Genomic DNA, 21,045 nt, shown 5'->3' on the forward strand with positions numbered 1-21,045 from the left:
TGGATTCGTTCGTGCGGCTCGTACGGGCGACGTCGATGCTGTGCGGAATCCTCGCCGTGGCCGCCCTGCTCGCCGCCGTGGTCGTGGTCTGCCAGATGGTGGTGATGCGCTACTTCCTCGGCGCCTCCACCGTCTGGCAGACCGAGTTCGTCACCTTCGCCATCGTCGCCGCCACCTTCATCGGCGCGCCCTACGTGCTCCTGCACAAGGGGCACGTCAACGTGGACCTCGTTCCGTTCTATATCCCGCATCGCGCGCGGCTCGTGCTCGCGCTGTTCGCGTCCGGCGTCTCGCTGGTCTTCTGCCTCGTGCTCGCGTGGTACAGCTGGGTCTACTTCCACGAGGCCTGGACCGGGGGCTGGACCACCGAGACGGTCTGGGCCCTGCCGCTCTGGATACCGCTGCTGCCGCTGCCGATCGGCATGGCGCTGCTCGCCCTGCAGTACGTCGCGGACATTCTTTGCCTCGCCACCGGGCGGGACGCGCCCTTCGGGATGCGGGCGGAGGAGGCGGAGTGACCCCGATCGAGATCGGCATCCTGATCGGGATCGTCACCGTGCTCGTGCTCGCCGCCGGCGTGCCCATCGCGTTCGGCCTCGGCGTCGTAGCGCTGGGTTTCCTGTTCTACTTCCAGGGGGCGGATACCTTCGGGATCCTCGGCGAGAAGTTCTTCGGCGGGATCGCGACATTCGAGCTGGTCGCGCTCCCGATGTTCATCCTCATGGGCGCGGCCGTGGCGTCGTCGCCGGCGGGGCGCGACGTCTACCTCGCGCTCGATCGCTGGATGAACCGGGTGCCCGGCGGCATCGTGATCTCCAACATCGGCGCGTGCTCGATCTTCGCCGCGCTGTCGGGTTCGTCGCCGGCGACGTGCGCCGCCATCGGCAAGATGGGCATCCCGGAGATGCGCAAGCGCGGCGTGCCGGACGACCTCGCCACCGGCTCGATCGCCGCGGGCGGCACGCTCGGCATCCTGATTCCCCCGAGCATCACCATGATCGTCTACGGCGTCGCCACCGAGACGTCGATCGGGCGGCTGTTCCTCGCGGGGGTCTTTCCCGGTCTCATGCTCACCGGGCTGTTCATCGCCTGGACCTGGTTCGTCGCGTGGCGGCGGGGCGTCGCGTTCACCGACATGAAGGCGCGCTTCTCGCTGCGCGAGCGGCTCGAGGTGCTGCCCAAGGTCCTGCCCCTCCTGCTCATCGTCGTCGGCATCCTGTACGTGCTTTACGGCGGAGTCGCGACCCCCTCGGAGGCCGCGGGCGTCGGCGCCATGTTCTGTCTCGTCCTCGTCGCGGTGATCTATCGCATCTGGCAGCCGGCGCGCATCTGGACGATCTTCCGCGACACGACCCGCGAGAGCGTGATGATCATGATGATCATCGCCGCCTCCGAGCTCTTCGGCTACATGATGTCCGTCCTGTACGTCACGCAGTCCGTGGCCGAGTGGATCGCCGTGCTCGAGGTGAACCGCTGGGTGCTCATGTTCTTCATCAACATTTTCCTGCTCGTCGCCGGCTGCTTCCTGCCGCCGGTTGCGATCATCCTCATGACCGCGCCGATCCTGATCCCGATCATCACGAACGCCGGCTTCGACCCGTACTGGTTCGCCGTGATCCTCACGGTCAACATGGAGATCGGGCTGATCACGCCGCCGGTCGGGCTCAACCTCTACGTCATCAACGGCATCGCCCCGGAGATAAGGCTGCCCGTCATCCTGCGCGGCGCCGTGCCGTTCATCCTGCTCATGGTGCTCGGCATCGTGATCCTGTCGATTTTCCCGGGGATCGCGACCTGGCTGCCCGACTACCTGATGGGGCCGACCGGATGAGGCGCCGCTGGCTCGAGCGTTTCCTCGAATCCATCGCCGACCGCGGCCGCACGCTGGTGCGCGCCCGCCACGACCGCACGCTCGCGGGGCTGCTCCGTGCGCTGCTGTCCGGACGGGGCGAGGCGTCCGGTACGGCGATGTCGCGCGAGGTGCTGCAGGCCTACGAGCGGATGAACGCCGAGGAGCGGCTGCGCTTCTTCCAGATGCTCGAGCGCGAGTTCAGCCCGAACCGCGAGGAGGTGCGGGCGCGGGCCGAGGAGTACCTGCGCACGGGAGAGACGGACGACTTCCTCGCGCTCAGCCGCGCGGTCGAGCCGCCCCGCCAGGAGCTCTTCCGGCGCATGAACATGGCGCCCGGCGGCACGGCCGCGCTCGTCGCCATGCGCGCCGAGCTGCTCGGGCTCCTGAAGCGGCATCCCGAGCTCGGCGTGGTCGAGGCGGACCTGGCCCACCTGCTCGCCTCCTGGTTCAACCGCGGCTTCCTGACGCTGGAGCGCATCGACTGGCACAGTCCCGCCGACGTGCTCGAGAAGCTCATCCGCTACGACACGGTGCACCAGATCCAGGGATGGGACGACCTGCAGCGGCGGCTGGCGCCCGACCGGCGCTGCTTCGCGTTTTTTCATCCGGCGCTGCCGGGCGTCCCGCTGATCTTTCTCGAGGTGGCCCTGGTGAAGGGCATGTCGAGCGAGATCGGACCGCTCATCGATCCCAACGCGCCCGTGCTCGACCCGCGCCAGGCCGACAGCGCGATCTTCTACTCGATCAACAACACGCAGCGCGGCCTGAAGGGGCTCGCCTTCGGCAACTTCCTCATCAAGCAGGTGCTCGAGGATCTGGGGGCGGAGCTGCCGCGCCTGCGCACGCTGGCGACGCTCTCGCCGGTTCCGGGCTTCGCCGCCGCCCTGCGCGCGGCCCGCGCGGGCGAGCACCCGGCGTTCACTCCGGAGCGGCTCGAGCGCTTGCTCGCCCCGCATCGCGAGGCGCTGACCAGGGCAGCCGGCCCGCTGCTCCCGGCCGACGCGCTGTTCCACCTGCTCGAGCATGAGCCGCTGCGTCACCGGGCGCTCCTCGCCGAGGTGCTGGAACGCCTGGTGCTCGCCTACCTCACGCTGCTGCCGCCCCGGGGACCGGGCTACGACCCGGTCGCGGCGTTCCACCTCGCGAACGGCGCGCGGCTCGAGCGCATCAATCCCTTCTCCGACGGCTCGTCGCAGGGCAGGGACGCCGCCTTCGGCGTGAAGGTGAACTACCGCTACGACCCCGACATCGTCGTCGAGAACCACGAGCAGTTCGTCGAGGAGGGCGTCATCGACATGTCGCGCCATCTGGCGCGCCTGCACGAGCGTATCGCCGCCGAATGGAAGAGCGCGGCGGCGTAGCGACATCCATGCAAGCTTGTCTTCGAGAACCCTCTCCCCCGCATCGCGGGGGAGAGGGAAGGGTGAGGGGGAGGGTAAGCAGGTCGCTATTTTTTCCATTGCCCCTCACCCCTTCCCTCTCCCCGCAGGCGGGGAGAGGGCGATAGACGGCGAAGCGAACTCGCGACCGACCGTGGAACTACTCGCACTGATGCTCAGCGGCGCGGCCGCGGGCGTGATGGCCGGGCTGCTCGGCATCGGCGGCGGCATGCTCATCGTGCCCGTCATCGCGCTGCTGCTCGAGCGCCAGGGCGTGAGCCCCGACGTCATCATGCAGTGCGCCATCGGCACCTCGCTCGCGACGATCACGTTCACGGCGCTCTCGTCGATGCGCGCGCATCACAAGCGGGGGGCGGTGCGCTGGCCGCTGTTCATGCGGCTCACGCCGGGGATCGTGATCGGCGGGCTGCTCGGCGCGGCGATCGCGGACTGGCTGCCGGGCCGGTCGCTGCGCTACATCGTCGCCGTCTCCATGCTCGCGGTCGCGGCGCAGATGGCCTTCGGCGGGCGCGCGGCCAATCCCCATCGCACACTGCCGGGGCGCCCGGTGCTCGTGACGGCCGGCGGCCTGATCGGCACGCTCTCGACGCTGATCGGCATCGGCGGCGGCTCGCTGACGGTGCCGTTCCTCACCTGGTGCAGCGTCCCGGTGAAGCAGGCGATCGCGACGGCGGCGGCGCTCGGCTTTCCGATCGCGCTGAGCGGGGCGGTGGGCTATGTCGTGGGCGGCCTGAACGAGTCCGACCTGCCGCCGTTTTCCCTCGGCTACATCGTGCTCCCGGCGTTTGCCGGGATCGTCGTTGCGAGCACGGCCGCGGCGCCGCTCGGCGCGCGCCTGGCGCACCGGCTCTCCGACGTCACGCTCCGGCGCATCTTCGCGGTGTTCCTGCTCGTCCTCGGCGTCCGGATGCTCCTGAGCTGATCAATCTCTCTTCCGTGCTGCGAGGCTCACTCTCTCAACGCCCCGTGGCTGCGGAGGATCTCCAGGCCTTTCACCGCATGCGGGTAGCCCTGCGCGGCGGCGCGCCGCCACCACTTGGCGGCCTCCGTGTAGTTCTGGGGCTCGCCTTCGCCGGTCGCCGCGAGGGCGCCGAGGTGAAACTGCGCGGCGGCATCGCCGCCGGTCGCGGCCCGGTGCCACCAGGTCTTCGCCAGATTCAGGTCCCGCTCGACGCCTTCGCCGCGCGAATAGAGCATCCCGAGATTGAACTGCGCGCCGACGTGCCCCTGCTCGGCCGCCGCGCGCCACCAGCGAATCGCACGGGCGAGGTCGCTCGCGACGCCTTTGCCGGTGGCGTAGGCGACGCCCAGGCTGAACTGCGCGCCCGCGTGCCCCTGCTCGGCCGGCGCCTCCCACAGTTGCACCGCGCGCGCGTAGTCCCCGCCGTCGTAGGCCGCGACGCCGGTGAGGAACGCCCGTTGCGGGCCGTCCGCGCGGCCGTCGGACCCCATCGTTTCGCCGGGAGGCGGCGAGGTGTGCAGGGCGGGCGGTGTGGCGGCCGGAACGGAGACGGGCGTGAGCAGGAGGGCGAGGAACGGCGCGAGCAGCGGAACCGGGCGCGCGCCGTGACCCTTGCGGGCAGGCTTCGAACGGTGCATGTCGAACCTCGATGCAGTGCGCTGAAGCTAGTGTAGATCGGGATGCCGCGCCGCTTCGGACCGTTGATCGGGGTTTCACGACACATGAGCGCGCATCTACAATCGTCGCCATGACGAACGATGCCAGCGACGCCCGTCTGCAGAACCTCGCCGCCGAGGTCGGCCGCGCGCTCGAGCGCGAGCGGCTCATGCTGGCGACCGCGGAGTCGTGCACCGGCGGCTGGGTCGCGCAGGTGTGCACGGCGATCGCGGGCAGCTCGGAGTGGTTCGAGCGCGGTTTCGTGACCTACAGCAACCGCGCCAAGACCGAGATGCTGGGCGTGGCGGCGGAAACGCTCGCGGACTACGGCGCCGTCAGCGAGCCGACGGCGCGGGCCATGGCGGAAGGAGCCCTGCGGCACGGCGCCGCGCAGGTGGCGCTCGCGATCACGGGCATCGCCGGGCCGACAGGGGGCACCGCGGAGAAACCGGTCGGAACGGTCTGGTTCGCCTGGGCCGCCAGGGGGCGCGCGACACGGAGCGAACGACGCCGGTTCGACGGCGACCGCGAAGCGGTGCGTCGCCAGGCCGTGGCGCACGCGCTGGACGGACTATCCTCTTTCCTGGGTTCCCGAAGCTGACCGCGGAGGACGCGGCCGGAAACGCCGGCCCGTGTGCAGTGAACCAATAATAAGTGAGGGAGGCATGAAGAAGTTCGTCCTTCTGGCCGCGATCGCCTTCGGCGCCTGGGCCTGGTCCACGGAAGCCGGGAATGAACTCGTTGCCCGGTTGTACGCGATGGTCACCGGCCGCGCGGCGATCGAGATCGATTTCGACAGCCTGACGCCGGAAGTCGCCGAGGACGAGATCAAGACGCTCTACTCGTCCAGCAAGTTCAAATGCTACGACGAACGTTCGGAGCTGGGCGATCGGGTCTGTTTCACCGACGTCCGCGAGGTCAACGGCGTTCCCGCCCGTTACGCCGCCTTCTTCTTCAAGGACGCCGAGCTGAGCAACGTCAAAGTGGCGTTGGACGGAAAGGACCACCCCACGCTGGTGCAGACGTTCACCGATACCTACGGCGAATGGCGCACGGTAGGGAGCAGAAAGGACGTCTACGGAAAGCCCATCGTCGGCTGGTACCTTTCCTCGGGCGTGCTCGCAGTCAGCGAGACCGCGCCCAGGGACAAGGAAGCCACGCTATTGTGGATCAGCAGGCACCGGCTGCTGCCCGGCTGACCGCACGACTCGGGCGAGCCTAGGCGCTGCCCTTCGAAGCGATCACCGCGTCCAGCTCCTGCTTCAGGCGGGCGAGGATCTCGTCGTAGCGGAACGCCCCGAGCGAGCGTTCCCCGCGCTTCAGGTTCACGTGGTTCGGGCCGCACCAGAGGCCGAGGTCGGCTTCGTCGGTCTCCCCCGGACCGTTCACCCGGCAGCCCATGACGGCGATCGTGACCGCGTGCGCCGCGGCGTAGCGCGTCATCTCGCGCACCTGCTCGGCCAGGTCGATGAAGGCCTCGTTCTCCACGCGCGAGCAGCTCGGGCAGCTGATGATGTTGAGGCCCGAGTTGTCGTAGCGCACGACGCTGCGCACCCGCCCGGCGGCGATGTCGGCGAGGATCTGGCGGCCGACGACGATCTCCTCGTGCTTGCGCGGGTTCGGCACCGTCAGCGAGACGCGGATCGTGTCGCCGATGCCCCGGCTGATGAGCTGCTCGAACGCCACGCGCGTCTTGACGATGCCGTCGGGCGGCAGGCCCGCCTCGGTCACGCCGAGGTGCAGGGGGACGTCGGGCCGCTCGGCGGCGAAGCGCGTGTTCACCTCGATCACCTGGTTCGGGTCGGAGTCCTTGAGCGAGACGCAGTAGTTGGTGAAGCCGATGCGGTCGAGGAGCTCGCAGTGCTCGAGCGCGCTCTCGATCATGGGCGAGAGCTTGTCGTTCGCCGCGTACTTGTCGGCCTTCGCCGGATCGACCGAGCCGCAGTTCACGCCGACGCGCAGCGCGATGCCGCGGCCGCCGGCGATGTCGACGAGATAGCGCACCTTGTCCTGCCACGGCTTCGCGCGCTCGTGGTGGTAGAGGTGGCCCGGGTTGTACCGTAGCTTGTCGACGTGCGGCGCGACGAGCTCGGCCATCCGGTAGTTCTCCTGGAGATCGGCCGACAGATTGGCGTTCGTCTGCGAGCGGATCGACGCGAGCGCCGCGGCGTCCTTGCGGTTGTCGACCGCGATGCGGATCACGTCCGCGCCGGCGGCCGCCAGCGCCTGCACCTGCCCCACGGTCGCCTCGATGTCCTGCGTGCGGGTCGCGCACATGCTCTGCACCGCGATCGGATGACCGGCGCCGATGGTCACGGAGCCGATCCGGACGGCGCGCGTGGGGTTGCGGGGGAGCGAATGCGACATGGGAGACCGGGCGTGCGGCGGCGAACAAGGGCCGCGAGATCGCGGTAACGTTAGCGGCTCACCCCTGAAAAGGCAATCATTCCGCCACGATCGCGCGGTAAATCAGCGACGCCCCGCTCAGCACGAGCAACACGCTGATCCCCTGCATGACGGCCTGCCGGGGCAGGCGGTCGTGCACGCGGTTGCCGATCCGCAGGCCGAGCAGCATCACCGGGAAGAGAAGCAGCGCGGACAGCAGCAGGTCGCTGCGCAGCAGCAGGCCCGAAACGGCGAAGACCGCGATGCGGCCCGAGGTCTGAAGGGTGAAAACGGCCGCGAGGGTCGCCTTGAGCTCCTTGGTCTTGCGGATGCGCCGGCTGAGATAGATCACGAACAGCGGCCCGCCGGTCCCGAACACCGCGCCCACGATGCCGCCGAGGGTCCCCGCCAGCGCCGCCCAGGCGCGGCCGACGGTCCGGGTGATCTCATGGTTCCAGAAGCTGTAAAAGCCGTATCCGGCGATGAAGAGGCCGAGGGCCAGCAGGGCCGGTTGCCGGGGGACGGTGACCAGCAGGACGACACCGATAATCGTGCCGGCGAGGCCGAACGGCAGCAGGGCATAGATCTCCCGCCGGTTGACCTCCCGCCGGAACCGCACCCCGGAAAGCAGGGACGCGCTGAAATCGAGCAGGAGCCCCAGCGGCACGACGAACGTGAGCGGCAGGACGTGCGCCAGCACCGGAATGGTGATCAGGGCCGAGCCAAACCCCGTGGCGCCGAAGATCGTGTACGAGAGCACGATGACGAACGGCGCGAGATACAGGATTTCGTCGGGTATCGGCATCGGGTCGCTTCCGGGGCGCGCATTCTCGCAGAAAGACAGGGTGAACGCTGCGCGCCCGCCCAAAAACCGCGACCGCTTCAGGGCTAGGACACCCCCCGAGTATTATGGAATAATTCCCCGCTGGATTTTTTGCGCGCCCACCACTTTTTCCAACGAATTTAGCCGGATAGAACCGGGGGACCAAACATGGACAGCAACAAGACCAAGGCGCTCAGTGCCGCACTGGGCCAGATCGAGAAGCAGTTCGGCAAGGGCTCGGTCATGCGGCTCGGCGATTCCGGCACCGTGCAGCCGGCGGAGGTCATCTCGACCGGCTCGCTCGGCCTCGATATCGCCCTCGGCATCGGCGGCATGCCCCGCGGCCGGGTCGTGGAAATCTACGGGCCGGAGTCCTCCGGCAAGACCACCCTGGCGCTCTCCCTGACCGCCCAGGCCCAGAAACTGGGCGGCACCGCCGCGTTCGTGGACGCGGAGCACGCCCTCGATCCCCTCTATGCCAAGAAGCTCGGGGTCAACATCGACGAGCTCCTCGTCTCCCAGCCGGATTCCGGCGAGCAGGCCCTGGAGATCACGGACATGCTGGTGCGCTCCGGCGCGGTCGATGTGGTCGTGATCGACTCCGTGGCGGCGCTCACCCCCAAGGCCGAGATCGAGGGCGAGATGGGCGAGCCGCAGATGGGCCTGCACGCGCGCCTCATGTCCCAGGCCCTGCGCAAGCTCACCGCAAACATCAAGCGCTCGAACACCCTCGTCATCTTCATCAACCAGATCCGCATGAAGATCGGCGTGATGTTCGGCAACCCCGAGACCACGACCGGCGGCAACGCCCTCAAGTTCTACGCCTCGCAGCGCCTCGACATCCGCCGCATCGGCTCGATCAAGAAGGGCGAGGAGGTGATCGGCAACCAGACCCGGGTCAAGGTGGTCAAAAACAAGTTGGCCCCTCCGTTCCGGCAGTGCGAGTTCGACATCCTCTACAACGAGGGCATTTCCAAGCTGGGCGAGCTGATCGACATCGGGGTGGAGCAGGGCATCATCGAGAAATCGGGCGCCTGGTACACCTATAAGAAGGACCGGATCGGCCAGGGCAAGGAGAACGCCCGCGAGTACCTGAAGGAGCACGGCGACACGGCGGCCGAGATCGAGGCGCGTATCCGCGAGAAAACCGTGATTGCGCGGTCGGGCGGTAACGGCGAGGCGGCCGAGGCCGTGCCCGAGGAGGTCGAGGCCTGATCGACGAGCCGGCGATCGACGCCGCCAGGGCGCGGTCGCTGGCGCTGCGGTGGCTCACCCGGCGGGAGCACAGCCGGGAGGAGCTGACCGAGAAGCTCCGGCGCAAGGGATGCGCCGGGGGAGTCGCGGAAGAGGTGGCGGCGCGGCTCGCCGAGGAGGGCCTCCTCTCCGACGAACGCTTCGCCGAGATCCTCGTGCGGAGCCGGCGCGAGCGGGGTCACGGGCCCCTTCGGATCGCGAAGGAGCTCGAGGAGAAGGGATTGACGCAGGACGCGATCGAGCGCTGGGTGGATCCCCGAAGCCGAGACTGGGTTGCGCAGGCGAGCCGAGTGCGCCGGCGCAAGTTCGGCGCTCGGCCGCCGAAGGACTACGCGGAGCGCGCGCGGCAGGCGCGGTTCCTGCAGTACCGGGGCTTCACGTTCGACCAGATCAAGCGGGCGCTGAAGGAAGCGGGCGAGGATTGATGTCGAAGCAGAATTACTCCCTCTCCCGCGAAGCGGGAGGGGGATGGGGTGAGGGCAGCTAGTTCGAGAAGATTCTCACCAACTCCCCCTCTCCCGCTTGCGGGAGAGGGATGGGGTGAGGGCAACTGGTTCGAATGGACTCCCACCAACTCCCCCTCTCCCGCAATGCGGGAGAGGGATGGGGTGAGGGTAGCCCCTCACCCTCGCCCTCTCCCCGGAGGGGAGAGGGAAGGAAGTCGAGAGTCGAGAGAGGACGGGTTTCAAGGCTGAGAGATGAAGAGCACCGAGATTCGGACGCGGTTTCTGGAGTACTTCCGGCGCAACGGGCACGCGGTCGTGCCCTCGAGCCCGCTCGTGCCGGCGAACGACCCGACCCTGCTCTTCACCAACGCCGGCATGGTGCAGTTCAAGGACGTCTTCCTCGGCATCGACAAGCGGCCGTACACCCGCGCGGCGAGCAGCCAGCGCTGCGTGCGGGCGGGCGGAAAGCACAACGACCTCGAGAACGTCGGCTACACGGCCCGCCACCACACCTTCTTCGAGATGCTCGGTAACTTCAGCTTCGGCGACTACTTCAAGCGCGAGGCGATCGGCTACTGCTGGGAGTTCCTGACGAAGGAGCTGAAGCTCCCGCCCGACCGGCTCTGGGTCACCGTCTACCAGGACGACGACGAGGCCGCCGACATCTGGCTCAAGGAGCTCAAGGTCGATCCGAAGCGCTTCGCCCGGCTCGGCGAGAAGTCGAACTTCTGGCAGATGGGCGACACCGGCCCCTGCGGCCCGTGCAGCGAGGTGTTTTACGACCACGGCCCCGGCATTCCCGGCGGACCGCCGGGCAGCCCGGACGAGGACGGGGACCGCTACGTCGAGATCTGGAACCTCGTGTTCATGCAGTACAACCGCGACGGCCAGGGCGTCCTGACGCCCCTGCCCAAGCCCTCGGTCGATACCGGCATGGGGCTCGAGCGCATCGCGGCGGTGATGCAGGGCGTGCACAGCAACTACGCCATCGATCTTTTCAAAAATTTGATCGCGGCGACCGCAAAGCTCCTCGGCACCAGCGAACGCGAGAGCCATTCGCTCAACGTCGTCGCCGATCACATCCGCGCGGCGGCCTTCCTGATCACCGACGGCGTGTTCCCGTCGAACGAGGGCCGGGGCTACGTGCTGCGCCGCATCGTGCGCCGCGCGATCCGCCACGGTCACCGTCTGGGCGCCACGGAGCCGTTTTTCTACCGCCTCGTCGCCCCGCTGATCGCCGAGATGGGCGACGCCTACCCGGAGCTCACCGCGGCGCGGGAAACGGTCGAGCGCGCGCTCCGGCAGGAGGAGGAGCGGTTCAACGAGACCCTCGAGCAGGGGCTCAGGATCCTCGAAGACGGCATCACCGCGCTCGAGGGCGACGTCGTGCCGGGCGAGCTGGTTTTCCGGCTCTACGACACGTACGGCTTCCCTCTCGACCTCACGCGCGACGTGGCGCTCGAGCGCAACCTGCGGCTCGACATGGAAGGCTTCGAGCGCGAGATGGCGGCGCAGCGCGAGCGCGCGCGGGCGGCCTCGAGCTTCAAGACCGCGGCGGTGGGCGGCGGCGCGCGCGCCGCGGTGGAGACGGCCTTTACCGGCTACGAGACCGTGCGCGACGAGGCGACCGTGCAGGCGATCGTCGTCGACGGCCAGGATCGTTCCGCCATCCGCGCGGGCGAGGAAGGCGTGGTTTACCTCGATCGCACGCCGTTCTACGCCGAGTCGGGCGGGCAGGTGGGCGACCAGGGCTGGCTGAAGACCCCCGGCGCCGTGTTCGTCGTTCGGGACACCCAGAAGGGCTACGCCCACATCGGGCGGCTGGAGCGGGGCGAGATCCAGGTCGGGGCGCGGGTCGAGTGCCAGGTCAACGAAGCGAAGCGCCATGCGACCGCCTACAACCATTCCGCGACGCACCTGCTGCACGCGGCCCTGAAGAAGGTGCTCGGCCCTCACGTGCAGCAGAAGGGCTCGCTCGTGGCCCCCGACCGGCTGCGCTTCGACTTCTCGCACTTCGTGCCGATGACGCTCGAGCAGATCCAGGAGGTCGAGGAGCTGGTCAACGACGAGATCCGCCGGAACAGCCCGGTCGAGACCCGGCTCATGGCGCTCGACGAGGCCATGAAATCCGGCGCCTGCGCGCTCTTCGGCGAGAAGTACGACGAGGAGGTGCGGGTCGTCGGCATGGGCGAGTTCTCGCTCGAGCTGTGCGGCGGCACCCACGTGCACCGGACGGGGGACATCGGTTTCTTCAAGATCGTCTCCGAAGGCGGCGTGGCGGCCGGCGTGCGCCGCGTGGAGGCGGTCACCGGCCCGGGCGCGCTGGAGTACGTGCGCGGGATCGAGGACCGGCTGGGGCGCATCGCCGAGCTGGTCCGGGGCGGACGGGAAGAGGCAGTCGCTAAGGTCGAGCAGCTCCAGGGCCGCCTGCGCGGGCTGGAGAAGGAGCTCGAGGGGCTGCGGGCGCAGCTCGCGAGCGGCAGCGGCAGCTCGCTCCTCGACCAGGTCCGGGAGATCAAGGGCGTGAAGGTGCTCGCCGCGCAGCTCGACGGCGCCGACGTCAAGACGCTGCGCGAGGCGATGGACCGGCTCAAGGACAAGCTCGGGCGGGCGGCGATCGTGCTCGCGGCCGTGAGCGAGGGCAAGGTGACGCTGATCGCCGGCGTGACCAAGGACCTGACGGGCAAGGTCAACGCCGGCGAGCTGGTGAACCACGTGGCCACGCACGTCGGCGGACGCGGCGGCGGTCGGGCGGACATGGCGCAGGCCGGCGGGACGAAGCCCGAGGGCCTGCCCGCCGCGCTCGAGGCCGTGACCGGCTGGGTGGCCGAGCGCCTCTGATCGCGCGGCCGCTGTCGGCCAGCCGACACAGGATCCTGTTTACTCGTGCACGGAAAGCCGGTTTAATCTGCGCCCTTTGATCCGCGAAGCCGCTTCTTCCCGCATGGCGCTGATCGTCCAGAAGTACGGGGGCACCTCGGTGGGCAGCCCCGAGCGCATCGCCGCCGTGGCCGACAAGGTCGCGCGCATGCGCGCGGCGGGCCACGACATGGTCGTCGTCGTGTCGGCGATGAGCGGGGAGACGGACCGGCTGATCAAGCTCGCGAAGAGCGTGCACCCGGAGCCGCCGGCGCGCGAGCTCGACGTGCTGCTCGCGACCGGCGAACAGTCGACGATCGCGCTCCTCAGCATGGCGCTCAATCGGCGCGGCGCGGAGGCGCGTTCGTACACCGGCCACCAGGTGCACATCCTGACGGACAACGTGCACGGCAAGGCGCGGATCCTCGACATCGACGACAAGCGCGTGCGCGACGACCTGAAGAAGGGCCGCGTGGTCGTGATCGCCGGCTTCCAGGGCGTGGACGAAGAGGGCAACATCACGACCCTCGGACGCGGCGGCTCGGACACGACCGCGGTCGCCATGGCAGCCGCGCTCAAGGCCGACGAGTGCCAGATCTACACCGACGTCGACGGCGTCTACACCACCGATCCGCGGGTCGTGCCCCAGGCGCGCCGTCTGGACCGGATCACGGACGAGGAGATGCTCGAGATGGCGAGCCTCGGTTCCAAGGTGCTGCAGATCCGGTCGGTCGAGTTCGCGGGCAAGTACCGCGTCCCGCTGCGGGTGCTGTCCTCCTTCGAGGAAGGACCCGGCACGCTGATCACGTACGAGGAAGACGAGATGGAAGCGCCAGTGATATCAGGCATCGCGTTCAACCGCGATGAGGCCAAGATCACGATCCGGGGCGTGCCGGACAAGCCGGGCATCGCGGCGCGCATCCTCGGCGACGTGGGCCGGGGCAATATCAACGTCGACATGATCGTGCAGAACGTCGGCGCCGACGGCACGACCGACTTCACGTTCACCGTCCATCGTGCCGACTATCCGAAGGCGCTTGAGATACTGAAGCAGGTGGCGCAGGATTTGAAAGCGCGCGAGGTGAGCGGCGACGACAAGATCGTGAAGATATCCATCGTCGGCGTCGGCATGCGGTCGCACGCGGGCGTGGCGGGCACGATGTTCAAGGCGCTGGCGGACGAAGGCATCAACATCCAGATGATCTCGACGTCGGAAATCAAGGTGTCGGTGGTCGTCGACGAGAAATATCTGGAGCTCGGCGTGCGTGCCCTGCACGACGCCTTCGGACTCGGCGAGGCGCCGGCTCAGGGGTCGCCGGCCAAGGGTGCCGCCCGCTCCTGATCGCGCGGGACTCTCGAATCGTTGCTCTTCCCCCGGCGAGAGCGCACGGGGGGAGGGGATGCTAGTGTGAGTACAGGAGGGCGACCGCGGCTATCGCCCAGCAGTCGGCTGGCATGGAAGCTGCATCGATGTGAGTAGGATCGTACGAATTTGCCGGGTATACTGTTTTTTGTCGAAGAATCCGGGACTTAAAAGCACCGCGCCCCCGTGCACTTTTGGACCGGCTAGAGCAAGGCCAACGTCAACAGAGGCGGTACACGATCAGCAGGGCGGCTGAAGGCGACAACGGAACGTGGATCACCAAAACGGAGCGACTTTAAGGAGTAACAGCGGATGCTGATTCTAACTCGACGCATTGGAGAGACGCTGAACATCGGCGACGACGTTCAGGTGACGGTCCTCGGGATCAAGGGCAACCAGGTGCGCATCGGCGTGAACGCGCCGAAGGAAATTCCGGTTCATCGCGAAGAAATCTACGAGCGCATCAAGAAGGAGCGGGAATCCGGCATGGTGCGCGAGCACGACGTGGCGGAAAAGGGCTGAGCCCATTTCCTTTACCTCTCGCGGGGCAGCAGGTATCCTTGCCTGCTGTTTTCCCGGAGAGATGGCCGAGTTGGTCGAAGGCGCACCCCTGCTAAGGGTGTATACGCCAAAAGCGTATCGAGGGTTCGAATCCCTCTCTCTCCGCCATCCACGCACAAGAGGAATCGACAGCGCAGAGCCTCTTGAGTGGACCAAAAGTGGAGGCGAACCCGAGTAGAGGGTTCGACAAATTCGCCGGGAGCGAATTTGAGCGCCGCGAGAGCGGCGACCCGGAGGGCGGAGTGCAGGACGCACGGAGTAATCCCTCTCTCTCCGCCATCCACGATAATGCCGTTTCCACGCGCCCGTAGCTCAGCTGGATAGAGTACCTGGCTACGAACCAGGCGGTCGGGAGTTCGAATCTCTCCGGGCGCGCCATTTTTCAAAAACTTAGCGCGCGGTTTTGCTAACTTTTTGCACACCCTGTGACATTCCCCGGCTACTGTGACATTCGATTGTACTTCCGAGCGTTCACAGTGGCGGGAAGCACTTGCAGGTTCTCGGGCACGTGCAAGCCGCACACATCTTTCCCTTGCAGCGGAATGACGTGATCGACGACGTACTCGGTCGTCTTCAGTAGCCGGCCACGTCGCCACCTGCGTGCGCCCCGTGTCAGGCGCGCAGCCTCTTCGTAGCTCGCCTCGATCGCTTTCTTGTCGGCCCATGCGGGGGTCGCTTGGCGCAGCCGCGTGGCGCGCCGGCGGTCGCCCGATTGCTTTGGCGTGAGCGGCGACGCGTCCTCAGTCGGTTGGTTTAAGAGCTCCGCCAGCCAGGGCGGGCAAGGGAGCGGCTTTACAACAAGAGCGGGTTCCATGCCGCTCAGAAAATAGCGCCCTGCTCTTCGGGGCTGCAGAAACCGGCTGCAGCCCCGGTGGCGTTTTTGGTCAACTCATAGCCTCGATCCTCGGGCTAGGGAGGGCCCATGGCGACCAAAAACTACACCACGGAGTGGCTCGTCCTGCAGGTGAAAGACGTGAAGGCCTACGTGATCAACATCTGGGACCGCAACGACGTCTTGGCGGACGTGACGATGGGCGCGATTCGGGCGGCGGTGAACGGCCTGACGTACGCCGAGCTCGTAGCACAGCCGCCGGAGCCGCAAGTGCTTGACGCGGTGCGCCGCGAGGTAAACCAGTTCGGGTTTAAGCTCCATAAGATCACGTTCTCTGACTTGGGCCGGGTAAAGTCACTTCGGCTGATTCAGCACGCGGCGGACAAGCTCGACAACTAGCTGCCCCACCAGCGGTAGCCCTTGTCGCGCACGCAGACGTCCACCGCGGCCCGGTTCTCCCCGCCTACTGCAAGCTCGCACTCGGCCTTGGCGCGCTGGTACTCCTCCCAGGTGGTAGGCTCCCCGTTATGCGTGAACTCCGGGCCCCGCGAGGCGCACCCCGCGAGCAAGGTGCAAAGTACGAAGACGTAGCGCATGGTTCACAAGTCCTCCTTGTTATCGAAGCGGCGAAATTATGCAGCCCCGGCCGATCCACGGGCAACATCCGTTCATGCACCCCAAAACTACAGGCGACATCACAGAAGCAGCCGTTCTAACCGCGCTTCTGCAGGCTGGCAAGGCGGTCCTGCGGCCCTTCAGCGAAAACCACCGGTACGATTTGGCCATCGACGAGGGCGACGGGCGGATTTCGCGCGTCCAGTGCAAGACTGGGCGGCTCAAGGATGGGGCCATCGAGTTCAAGACGTGTAGCAGTCAGGCTCATCGTGGGAAGGGAACGCGGGCGTACCACGGCGACATTGAGTACTTCGGGGTGTATTGCCCAGAAACCGGGCGGAGCTACCTGGTCCCGGTAACCGCGTGTCAGACTACGCGGGTCGCGAAGCTCCGGGTGGAGCCGCCGAAGAACGGACAAACGAAAGGCGTTCGTCCAGCCGCTGATTTTGAGCTGTGACATTCGCGCAGCCCGTAGTGCGGAGAATCAAGCGCTTATCTCCGCGTACCATGCGGAGGAATGTCACAATCGCGCCACCAAAAACCGAATCGCGCCAGTTACTTGGCGCAATTCGACAGATGGCTACGAACCAGGCGGTCGGGAGTTCGAATCTCTCCGGGCGCGCCAATCAATGCAAAAGGGCCCCTTGTGGGCCCTTTTGCATTGATTGATGTACTTGTCGAGATTCGAACTCCCGACGAAGTCATAAGCAGTTCGACGAGCAGCGCCGGGAGCGCTGCCGAGCGCCGCGCAAGCGGCGACCCCGAAGGGGCGAAAGCGCATGGATGCGCTGAGTAATCTCTCCGGGCGCGCCATGCAATAAAAAGGGCCCCTCGCGGGCCCTTTTTTATTGCACGCCCGGAGAGATAAGAACTCCCGACGAAATCGTAGGCAGTTCGACCAGCATCGCCGGGAGCGATGCGGAACGCCGCGCAAGCGGCGACCCCGAAGGGGCGAAGCGCATGGATGCGCTGAGTAATCTCTCCGGGTGTGCCACGCAATGAAAAAGGGCCCCTCGCGGGCCTTTTTTTGTTTGTTCGTTCGCGGGGAAGGGTTCGAACTTCCGACTTATAGGTGGGCCGACCAGCCTGCCCGGCACTGCTGAACAGTTGTCATCGCGAGGAGCGAAGCGACGAAGCAATTTGCTGTCCGCTCGCTTCGCCGGGCGAGATCGCTTCGCTGCGCTCGCGATGACAGAAGACGGTTCCGAGTTTCCCTAGAGATTGTACTTCCGCATCAGGTCATACATCGTCGGGCGGCTGACGCCGAGTAGCTCGGCGGCGCGGGCGACGTTGCCGTTCGTGCGGCTCAGGGCGCGGAGCGCGGCCTCGCGCTCGGCGCGGTCCCGGACCTCGCGCAGGTTGAAGTTCGGTTCCTTCAGCGACTCGTCGCTCAGCTCGAGGTCCTTCGGCGTGATCTGCCGGCCCTCGGCCATGATCACGGCCCGCTTGATGCGGTTGCGCAGCTCGCGCACGTTGCCCGGCCACGGGTGCGCCTCCATCGCGGCGATCGCCTCGCTGGTGAAGCCCTTGAGGTTGCGCCCGTGCTCGTCGTTGAAGTGCTCGATGAAAAAGCGGGCGAGCAGCAGGACGTCGCCCTGGCGCATGCTGAGCGGCGGAATGCGCACGCTGATCTCGCTGATGCGGTAGTAGAGGTCGCTCCGGAACTCCCCGCGTTCGATCTTCGCCTCGAGGTCCTGGTGCGTGGCGCAGATCACGCGTACGTCGACGGTGATCTCGCGCCGGCCACCGACCCGCTCGATCGTCCGCTCCTGGAGGAAGCGCAGGAGCTTGGCTTGCAGCGACAGCGGCAGGTCGCCGATTTCGTCCAGGAACAGGGTGCCCTTGTTGGCGTACTCGATCTTTCCGGGTGTCTGGCGCACCGCCCCGGTGAAGGCGCCGCGCTCGTGCCCGAACAACTCGCTCTCGAGCAGGTTCTCCGGGATGGCGGCGCAGTTGACCGCGATGAAGGGCTCGGCGGAGCGGGGGCTCTGACGGTGCAGCGAGCGCGCGAGCAGCTCCTTCCCGGTGCCCGTCTCGCCCTTGAGCAGCACGGTCGCCGTGGAGGGCGCGACCTTCTCGATGGTGCGGCAGACGTCGAGCATCTGGGGGCTCGCGGTCAGGACGCCGTCGAGCGGCGAGTCCTTGAGTCGCATGAGCTGGCGATTGGCCTGCTCGAGCTCGTGCACGCGCGCCGCACGGTTGATGATCGTCCCGAGAAGCACCGGGTCGATGGGCTTGTAGTAGAAATCGTACGCGCCCCGGCCGACGGCCCGAACGGCGTTTTCGCGGTCGTTGTTGCCGGTGACCACCACGACCTTGGTGTCCGGCGCGAGCGCGAGGATCTCGTCGAGAGTGGCGAACCCCTCGCTCGTCGCGTCGGCGTCCGGCGGCAGGCCGAGGTCCAGGGTGATCAGGGGAGGGCGGTGCCGGCGCACCTGTTCGAGCGCGCTCGTGCGGTCGCCGGCGAGGAGCACCTGATAGCGCTCGAAACACCAGCGGAGCTGGTTGCGAATGCCGGGGTCGTCCTCGACTACGAGTAGCTTTGTGGTTTCGGCTGCCATCGACGACTGGCGGGTTGGGCGTAACGGTAGACGGCAGGCTGCTTCGTGTTTCCGTGCAACGGCAGGTGAAGCCGCACGACCGTCCCGTGGCCCACGCGGCTGTTCACCTCGACGCGTCCGCCGAGGGAACGGATGAACTCACGGGTTTCGTACATGCCGATTCCCATGCCGGCCTGCTTGGTGCTGCTGAAGGGCCGGAACAGCCGCTCGCGCACGAAGTGCTCGTCCATGCCGCAGCCGTTGTCCTCGACCTCGATCACGGCATCGGAGCCGCCGGCGCGCACGCGCACCTGGACGCGGCCCTCGGGAGGCGTCGCGTCGCGGGAGTTCTGGAGCACGTGTCCGATGACGGCCGCCAGCCGGTCGCGGTCGGCGCACACCATGATCTCGGACTCCCCGCACTCGAACACGGCGTTCGGTTGGGGACCCGGCAGGTGGTCCTTGACCGCCCTGGCAGTCATCGCGACCAGATCGACCTGCTCCGTGGCGCAGCACGTCTGGCTGTTGCTCAGGTGCGTCAGGAGGCGATTCATCTTCTCGATCGAGTTTTCGATCGTCCCGATGGCGTCCTCGAGGAACTCGGGGTTGTTCCGGTGGCGCGAGGCGTTCGAGACGACGAGCGAGAGCTGTGTGACCAGACCCTTCACGTCGTGCATCACGAAGGCGGAAAGGCGGTTGAAGGCCTCGAACTGGCGCGCCTCCGCGAGTGCCCGCGAACTCTCGAGCTCGGCCAGGTAGCTCGCCGCCCCGCGGCCCGCCGTCTTGAGCAGGTCGCAGTCTTCCCAGTTGAAGTGCCGGTTCACGGCGTTGATCGGGGAGCGGGCGAGGATCACGAAGCCGAGCAGGCGCTGATGGAGGACGAGGGGCACGACCAGCCAGGCGTTGCGGGTCGCCTGCAGCCAGTCGGGCAGCGTGGCGGGATTGACCGAGCGGCCGATGCGGGCGCCCGCCCCGTGCTCGTCCAGGTTGATCACCCACTCGCGGCCCTCGAGCAGGGCCACCAGCGGGCTGTCGGCGTGCTCGGTGGCGAGCGACTTGGACTCGGACGGCCAGTTCCAGTGTGCGACCGCGGAGAAGCGGTCCTGGTCGTCGCGCAGCCAGAGCACGCCGGCGGGGGCCGCCATGATCTGCGCGATGGCGCGGATGACGCGCTCGTGCGGCCGCTCGCCGTCGACGCCGGAGGACAGCGTGCGCGTGAAGCGCAGCCACTCCTCGCGGTAGTCGTACTTGTAGCGGAAGAAATGCTTGCTGATGAACACGTTCAGCTGCGCGCGGAGCTGCCCGGAGAAGAGCAGCACCGCGAGGATCAGGATCGCGCCGAAGAGGAACGTGAGCTGCGCGACCGTGCCCCACTGGCCGCCGAAAGTGCGCACGTAGTACCCGCCCGCGCCCATGAACAGCAGGTAGAGCCCGGCGGCGGCGAGGGCCGTGGTGTGCAGGACCACGCGGCGGGACAGCAGGACCGTGTTCGAGTGGTCGGCGAGCGACCAGGGGAGCTTGCGGCCGATGGCGAAGCCGATCAGGGGGATCACCAGCGCGTGGGCGAAGCCGCGCGCGTTCCAGATCGCGCTGTCGACGCGGTTGAGCAGGAGCGCGTCGGCGTAGAGATAGAAATCGTAGGCGAACATGCCGCCGGTACCGATGCAGAGGTACTTCACGGCGCGCCGGTGCCACGGCGGCGTGTTGCGGTACACCTGCTCCACGGCGACCAGGCCGCCGACGGCGAGCAGCAGGTGCGCGGCCAGCAGCGGGATATCGGCATACGGCGGAAACCGCGCGTCGAACACGTCGCGCAGGAGCGCCAGAAGGACGAAGAGCGTGCTGAGCGCCCCGATCGCGCCGAGCACCAGAGGGAACTCGCGGCCGAAGCGGCGATGGAGCAGGGCGGTGCGGAGAAGCGCGAGGAGGAAGACGATCCAGATGAACCCGCGGACGACCTCGAGGGCGTGCGCGACGAGCAGGAAACGGCCGGTGAAGCTCTGCACGGCCACCGCGCCGGCCCACAGCGCCGTGAGGATCAGCGCCGCGGTCAACAGGCCGCGCTCGCGGCCGGCCTCGGGTTTGACGAGAAGCGTGATCGCAAGACACGTCGCCGCAAACGACGCGGTCGCGAAGCTGAACGCTTCCAGGCTTATCTCTCCTCCCAACTGCGCCCTCCTAACGTTCTTGTGTCGAGGCGCGCCTGGATCCTTCCCACCGGATTCTCGCGGCGAATGCTGTGCCGCGCCCGCTGACCGGGGCTTCCCTGCTTTTATCTCGCGCTTGTTTCTACCGGTCCGGTCGTCGTTTCCGTTCGGGGGCGCTTAATGTGGTGCGCCGGTTCCTCGAGTCGGAACGAATTCTCAACCGAATCCGTACGTTATTTGGTTATATAACTAGATGCTCATTGGGACGAACGCATTGTAAGCATGGTTTCACAATTTCGTCACTACCGATCGTCACAAAATGCTGATCGCGTAGAAGAATTCAAACATTA

The 21,045-nt window shown here is 67.2% G+C and carries 19 protein-coding genes and 2 tRNA genes; 15 read left to right on the forward strand and 6 right to left on the reverse strand.

What is annotated here, in order from left to right:
- Positions 1 to 11 precede the first annotated feature (11 nt).
- The 4 genes from SVA_RS07020 to SVA_RS07035 all read left to right on the forward strand — a co-directional run bounded on the left by SVA_RS07020 (position 12) and on the right by SVA_RS07035 (position 4,174).
- Positions 12 to 518: a TRAP transporter small permease gene (locus SVA_RS07020; RefSeq protein WP_197703406.1), complete on the forward strand. Its 507-nt coding sequence runs from the start codon at positions 12 to 14 to the stop codon at positions 516 to 518.
- Positions 515 to 1,831 (forward strand): TRAP transporter large permease, encoded by a 1,317-nt coding sequence (locus SVA_RS07025; RefSeq protein ID WP_096460558.1) that lies wholly within the window; start codon positions 515 to 517, stop codon positions 1,829 to 1,831. The genes SVA_RS07020 and SVA_RS07025 overlap by 4 nt, the downstream gene beginning before the upstream one ends.
- Positions 1,828 to 3,213 carry a malonyl-CoA decarboxylase domain-containing protein gene (locus SVA_RS07030; RefSeq protein ID WP_096460559.1) on the forward strand — a complete coding sequence of 462 codons (1,386 nt, stop codon included), beginning with the start codon at positions 1,828 to 1,830 and terminating at the stop codon, positions 3,211 to 3,213. The genes SVA_RS07025 and SVA_RS07030 overlap by 4 nt, the downstream gene beginning before the upstream one ends.
- 172 nt (positions 3,214 to 3,385) lie before the next feature.
- Entirely contained in the window at positions 3,386 to 4,174 is a 789-nt protein-coding gene (locus tag SVA_RS07035; RefSeq protein ID WP_197703407.1) for a sulfite exporter TauE/SafE family protein, read from the forward strand.
- A 26-nt stretch (positions 4,175 to 4,200) separates the two neighbouring features.
- Here SVA_RS07035 and SVA_RS07040 read toward each other — a convergent pair whose 3' ends face one another.
- Positions 4,201 to 4,851 carry a tetratricopeptide repeat protein gene (locus tag SVA_RS07040; RefSeq protein ID WP_096460561.1) on the reverse strand — a complete coding sequence of 217 codons (651 nt, stop codon included), beginning with the start codon at positions 4,849 to 4,851 and terminating at the stop codon, positions 4,201 to 4,203.
- A gap of 110 nt (positions 4,852 to 4,961) precedes the next feature.
- On the opposite strand from SVA_RS07040, the gene pncC reads away from it, so the two are divergent.
- Both pncC and SVA_RS07050 read left to right on the forward strand, forming a co-directional pair.
- Positions 4,962 to 5,471: a nicotinamide-nucleotide amidase gene (gene pncC / locus SVA_RS07045; RefSeq protein ID WP_096460562.1), complete on the forward strand. Its 510-nt coding sequence runs from the start codon at positions 4,962 to 4,964 to the stop codon at positions 5,469 to 5,471.
- Between the two features lie 64 nt (positions 5,472 to 5,535).
- Positions 5,536 to 6,069 (forward strand): hypothetical protein, encoded by a 534-nt coding sequence (locus SVA_RS07050; RefSeq protein ID WP_096460563.1) that lies wholly within the window; start codon positions 5,536 to 5,538, stop codon positions 6,067 to 6,069.
- Positions 6,070 to 6,088: 19 nt separating this feature from the next.
- Here SVA_RS07050 and ispG read toward each other — a convergent pair whose 3' ends face one another.
- Positions 6,089 to 7,237 carry a (E)-4-hydroxy-3-methylbut-2-enyl-diphosphate synthase gene (gene ispG / locus SVA_RS07055; RefSeq protein WP_096460564.1) on the reverse strand — a complete coding sequence of 383 codons (1,149 nt, stop codon included), beginning with the start codon at positions 7,235 to 7,237 and terminating at the stop codon, positions 6,089 to 6,091.
- A gap of 76 nt (positions 7,238 to 7,313) precedes the next feature.
- Positions 7,314 to 8,060 (reverse strand): sulfite exporter TauE/SafE family protein, encoded by a 747-nt coding sequence (locus SVA_RS07060; protein ID WP_096460565.1) that lies wholly within the window; start codon positions 8,058 to 8,060, stop codon positions 7,314 to 7,316.
- 186 nt (positions 8,061 to 8,246) lie between these two features.
- Between SVA_RS07060 and recA the strand changes: the two genes are divergently transcribed.
- The 8 genes from recA to SVA_RS07105 all read left to right on the forward strand — a co-directional run bounded on the left by recA (position 8,247) and on the right by SVA_RS07105 (position 15,792).
- The gene (recA, locus tag SVA_RS07065) at positions 8,247 to 9,293 is read left to right on the forward strand and encodes a recombinase RecA (protein ID WP_096460566.1); all 1,047 of its coding nucleotides are present in this window, start codon (positions 8,247 to 8,249) and stop codon (positions 9,291 to 9,293) included.
- Positions 9,294 to 9,331: 38 nt separating this feature from the next.
- On the forward strand, positions 9,332 to 9,757 hold the full coding sequence (locus tag SVA_RS07070) for a regulatory protein RecX (protein WP_420823877.1): 426 nt from the start codon (positions 9,332 to 9,334) through the stop codon (positions 9,755 to 9,757).
- A 273-nt stretch (positions 9,758 to 10,030) separates the two neighbouring features.
- On the forward strand, positions 10,031 to 12,619 hold the full coding sequence (gene alaS, locus SVA_RS07075) for an alanine--tRNA ligase (RefSeq protein WP_096460568.1): 2,589 nt from the start codon (positions 10,031 to 10,033) through the stop codon (positions 12,617 to 12,619).
- 103 nt (positions 12,620 to 12,722) lie between these two features.
- Positions 12,723 to 13,979 (forward strand): aspartate kinase, encoded by a 1,257-nt coding sequence (locus tag SVA_RS07080; RefSeq protein ID WP_096460569.1) that lies wholly within the window; start codon positions 12,723 to 12,725, stop codon positions 13,977 to 13,979.
- 333 nt (positions 13,980 to 14,312) lie between these two features.
- Positions 14,313 to 14,522, forward strand: coding sequence for a carbon storage regulator CsrA (gene csrA / locus SVA_RS07085; protein ID WP_096460570.1), 210 nt, complete (start codon positions 14,313 to 14,315; stop codon positions 14,520 to 14,522).
- Positions 14,523 to 14,577: 55 nt separating this feature from the next.
- Positions 14,578 to 14,669, forward strand: a tRNA-Ser gene (locus SVA_RS07090).
- Between the two features lie 193 nt (positions 14,670 to 14,862).
- Positions 14,863 to 14,939, forward strand: a tRNA-Arg gene (locus tag SVA_RS07095).
- Positions 14,940 to 15,483: 544 nt separating this feature from the next.
- A complete protein-coding gene (locus tag SVA_RS07105; RefSeq protein ID WP_096460572.1) occupies positions 15,484 to 15,792 on the forward strand; it encodes a hypothetical protein in 309 nt (102 codons plus the stop codon).
- Here the strand turns inward: SVA_RS07105 and SVA_RS07110 are convergent.
- Positions 15,789 to 15,989: a hypothetical protein gene (locus SVA_RS07110; protein ID WP_096460573.1), complete on the reverse strand. Its 201-nt coding sequence runs from the start codon at positions 15,987 to 15,989 to the stop codon at positions 15,789 to 15,791. The genes SVA_RS07105 and SVA_RS07110 overlap by 4 nt on opposite strands.
- Positions 15,990 to 16,063: 74 nt before the next feature.
- Here SVA_RS07110 and SVA_RS20410 point away from each other — a divergent pair, with 74 nt between their 5' ends.
- Positions 16,064 to 16,465: a group I intron-associated PD-(D/E)XK endonuclease gene (locus tag SVA_RS20410; RefSeq protein WP_420823878.1), complete on the forward strand. Its 402-nt coding sequence runs from the start codon at positions 16,064 to 16,066 to the stop codon at positions 16,463 to 16,465.
- Between the two features lie 757 nt (positions 16,466 to 17,222).
- Here the strand turns inward: SVA_RS20410 and prsR are convergent.
- Together prsR and prsK are read right to left on the reverse strand one after the other, a co-directional pair.
- Complete coding sequence (gene prsR / locus SVA_RS07120; protein WP_096460575.1) at positions 17,223 to 18,569, reverse strand: PEP-CTERM-box response regulator transcription factor; 1,347 nt, start codon at positions 18,567 to 18,569, stop codon at positions 17,223 to 17,225.
- Positions 18,539 to 20,716 carry an XrtA/PEP-CTERM system histidine kinase PrsK gene (prsK, locus tag SVA_RS07125; RefSeq protein WP_169924002.1) on the reverse strand — a complete coding sequence of 726 codons (2,178 nt, stop codon included), beginning with the start codon at positions 20,714 to 20,716 and terminating at the stop codon, positions 18,539 to 18,541. Before prsK ends, prsR begins: the two co-directional genes overlap by 31 nt.
- Positions 20,717 to 21,045: the final 329 nt, after the last annotated feature.

The sequence above is a fragment of the Sulfurifustis variabilis genome (assembly GCF_002355415.1).
Taxonomy (GTDB): domain Bacteria; phylum Pseudomonadota; class Gammaproteobacteria; order Acidiferrobacterales; family Sulfurifustaceae; genus Sulfurifustis; species Sulfurifustis variabilis.

Bases quoted from the DNA above. Each gene is read 5' to 3' on its own strand.
- csrA (WP_096460570.1), top strand. From the start codon at position 14,313: ATGCTGATTCTAACTCGACGCATTGGAGAGACGCTGAACATCGGCGAC.
- ispG (WP_096460564.1), bottom strand. From the start codon at position 7,237: ATGTCGCATTCGCTCCCCCGCAACCCCACGCGCGCCGTCCGGATCGGC.
- SVA_RS07050 (WP_096460563.1), top strand. From the start codon at position 5,536: ATGAAGAAGTTCGTCCTTCTGGCCGCGATCGCCTTCGGCGCCTGGGCC.
- SVA_RS07110 (WP_096460573.1), bottom strand. From the start codon at position 15,989: ATGCGCTACGTCTTCGTACTTTGCACCTTGCTCGCGGGGTGCGCCTCG.
- recA (WP_096460566.1), top strand. From the start codon at position 8,247: ATGGACAGCAACAAGACCAAGGCGCTCAGTGCCGCACTGGGCCAGATC.
- SVA_RS20410 (WP_420823878.1), top strand. From the start codon at position 16,064: ATGCACCCCAAAACTACAGGCGACATCACAGAAGCAGCCGTTCTAACC.
- SVA_RS07105 (WP_096460572.1), top strand. From the start codon at position 15,484: ATGGCGACCAAAAACTACACCACGGAGTGGCTCGTCCTGCAGGTGAAA.
- alaS (WP_096460568.1), top strand. From the start codon at position 10,031: ATGAAGAGCACCGAGATTCGGACGCGGTTTCTGGAGTACTTCCGGCGC.
- SVA_RS07030 (WP_096460559.1), top strand. From the start codon at position 1,828: ATGAGGCGCCGCTGGCTCGAGCGTTTCCTCGAATCCATCGCCGACCGC.
- prsR (WP_096460575.1), bottom strand. From the start codon at position 18,569: ATGGCAGCCGAAACCACAAAGCTACTCGTAGTCGAGGACGACCCCGGC.
- SVA_RS07060 (WP_096460565.1), bottom strand. From the start codon at position 8,060: ATGCCGATACCCGACGAAATCCTGTATCTCGCGCCGTTCGTCATCGTG.
- SVA_RS07080 (WP_096460569.1), top strand. From the start codon at position 12,723: ATGGCGCTGATCGTCCAGAAGTACGGGGGCACCTCGGTGGGCAGCCCC.
- pncC (WP_096460562.1), top strand. From the start codon at position 4,962: ATGACGAACGATGCCAGCGACGCCCGTCTGCAGAACCTCGCCGCCGAG.
- SVA_RS07040 (WP_096460561.1), bottom strand. From the start codon at position 4,851: ATGCACCGTTCGAAGCCTGCCCGCAAGGGTCACGGCGCGCGCCCGGTT.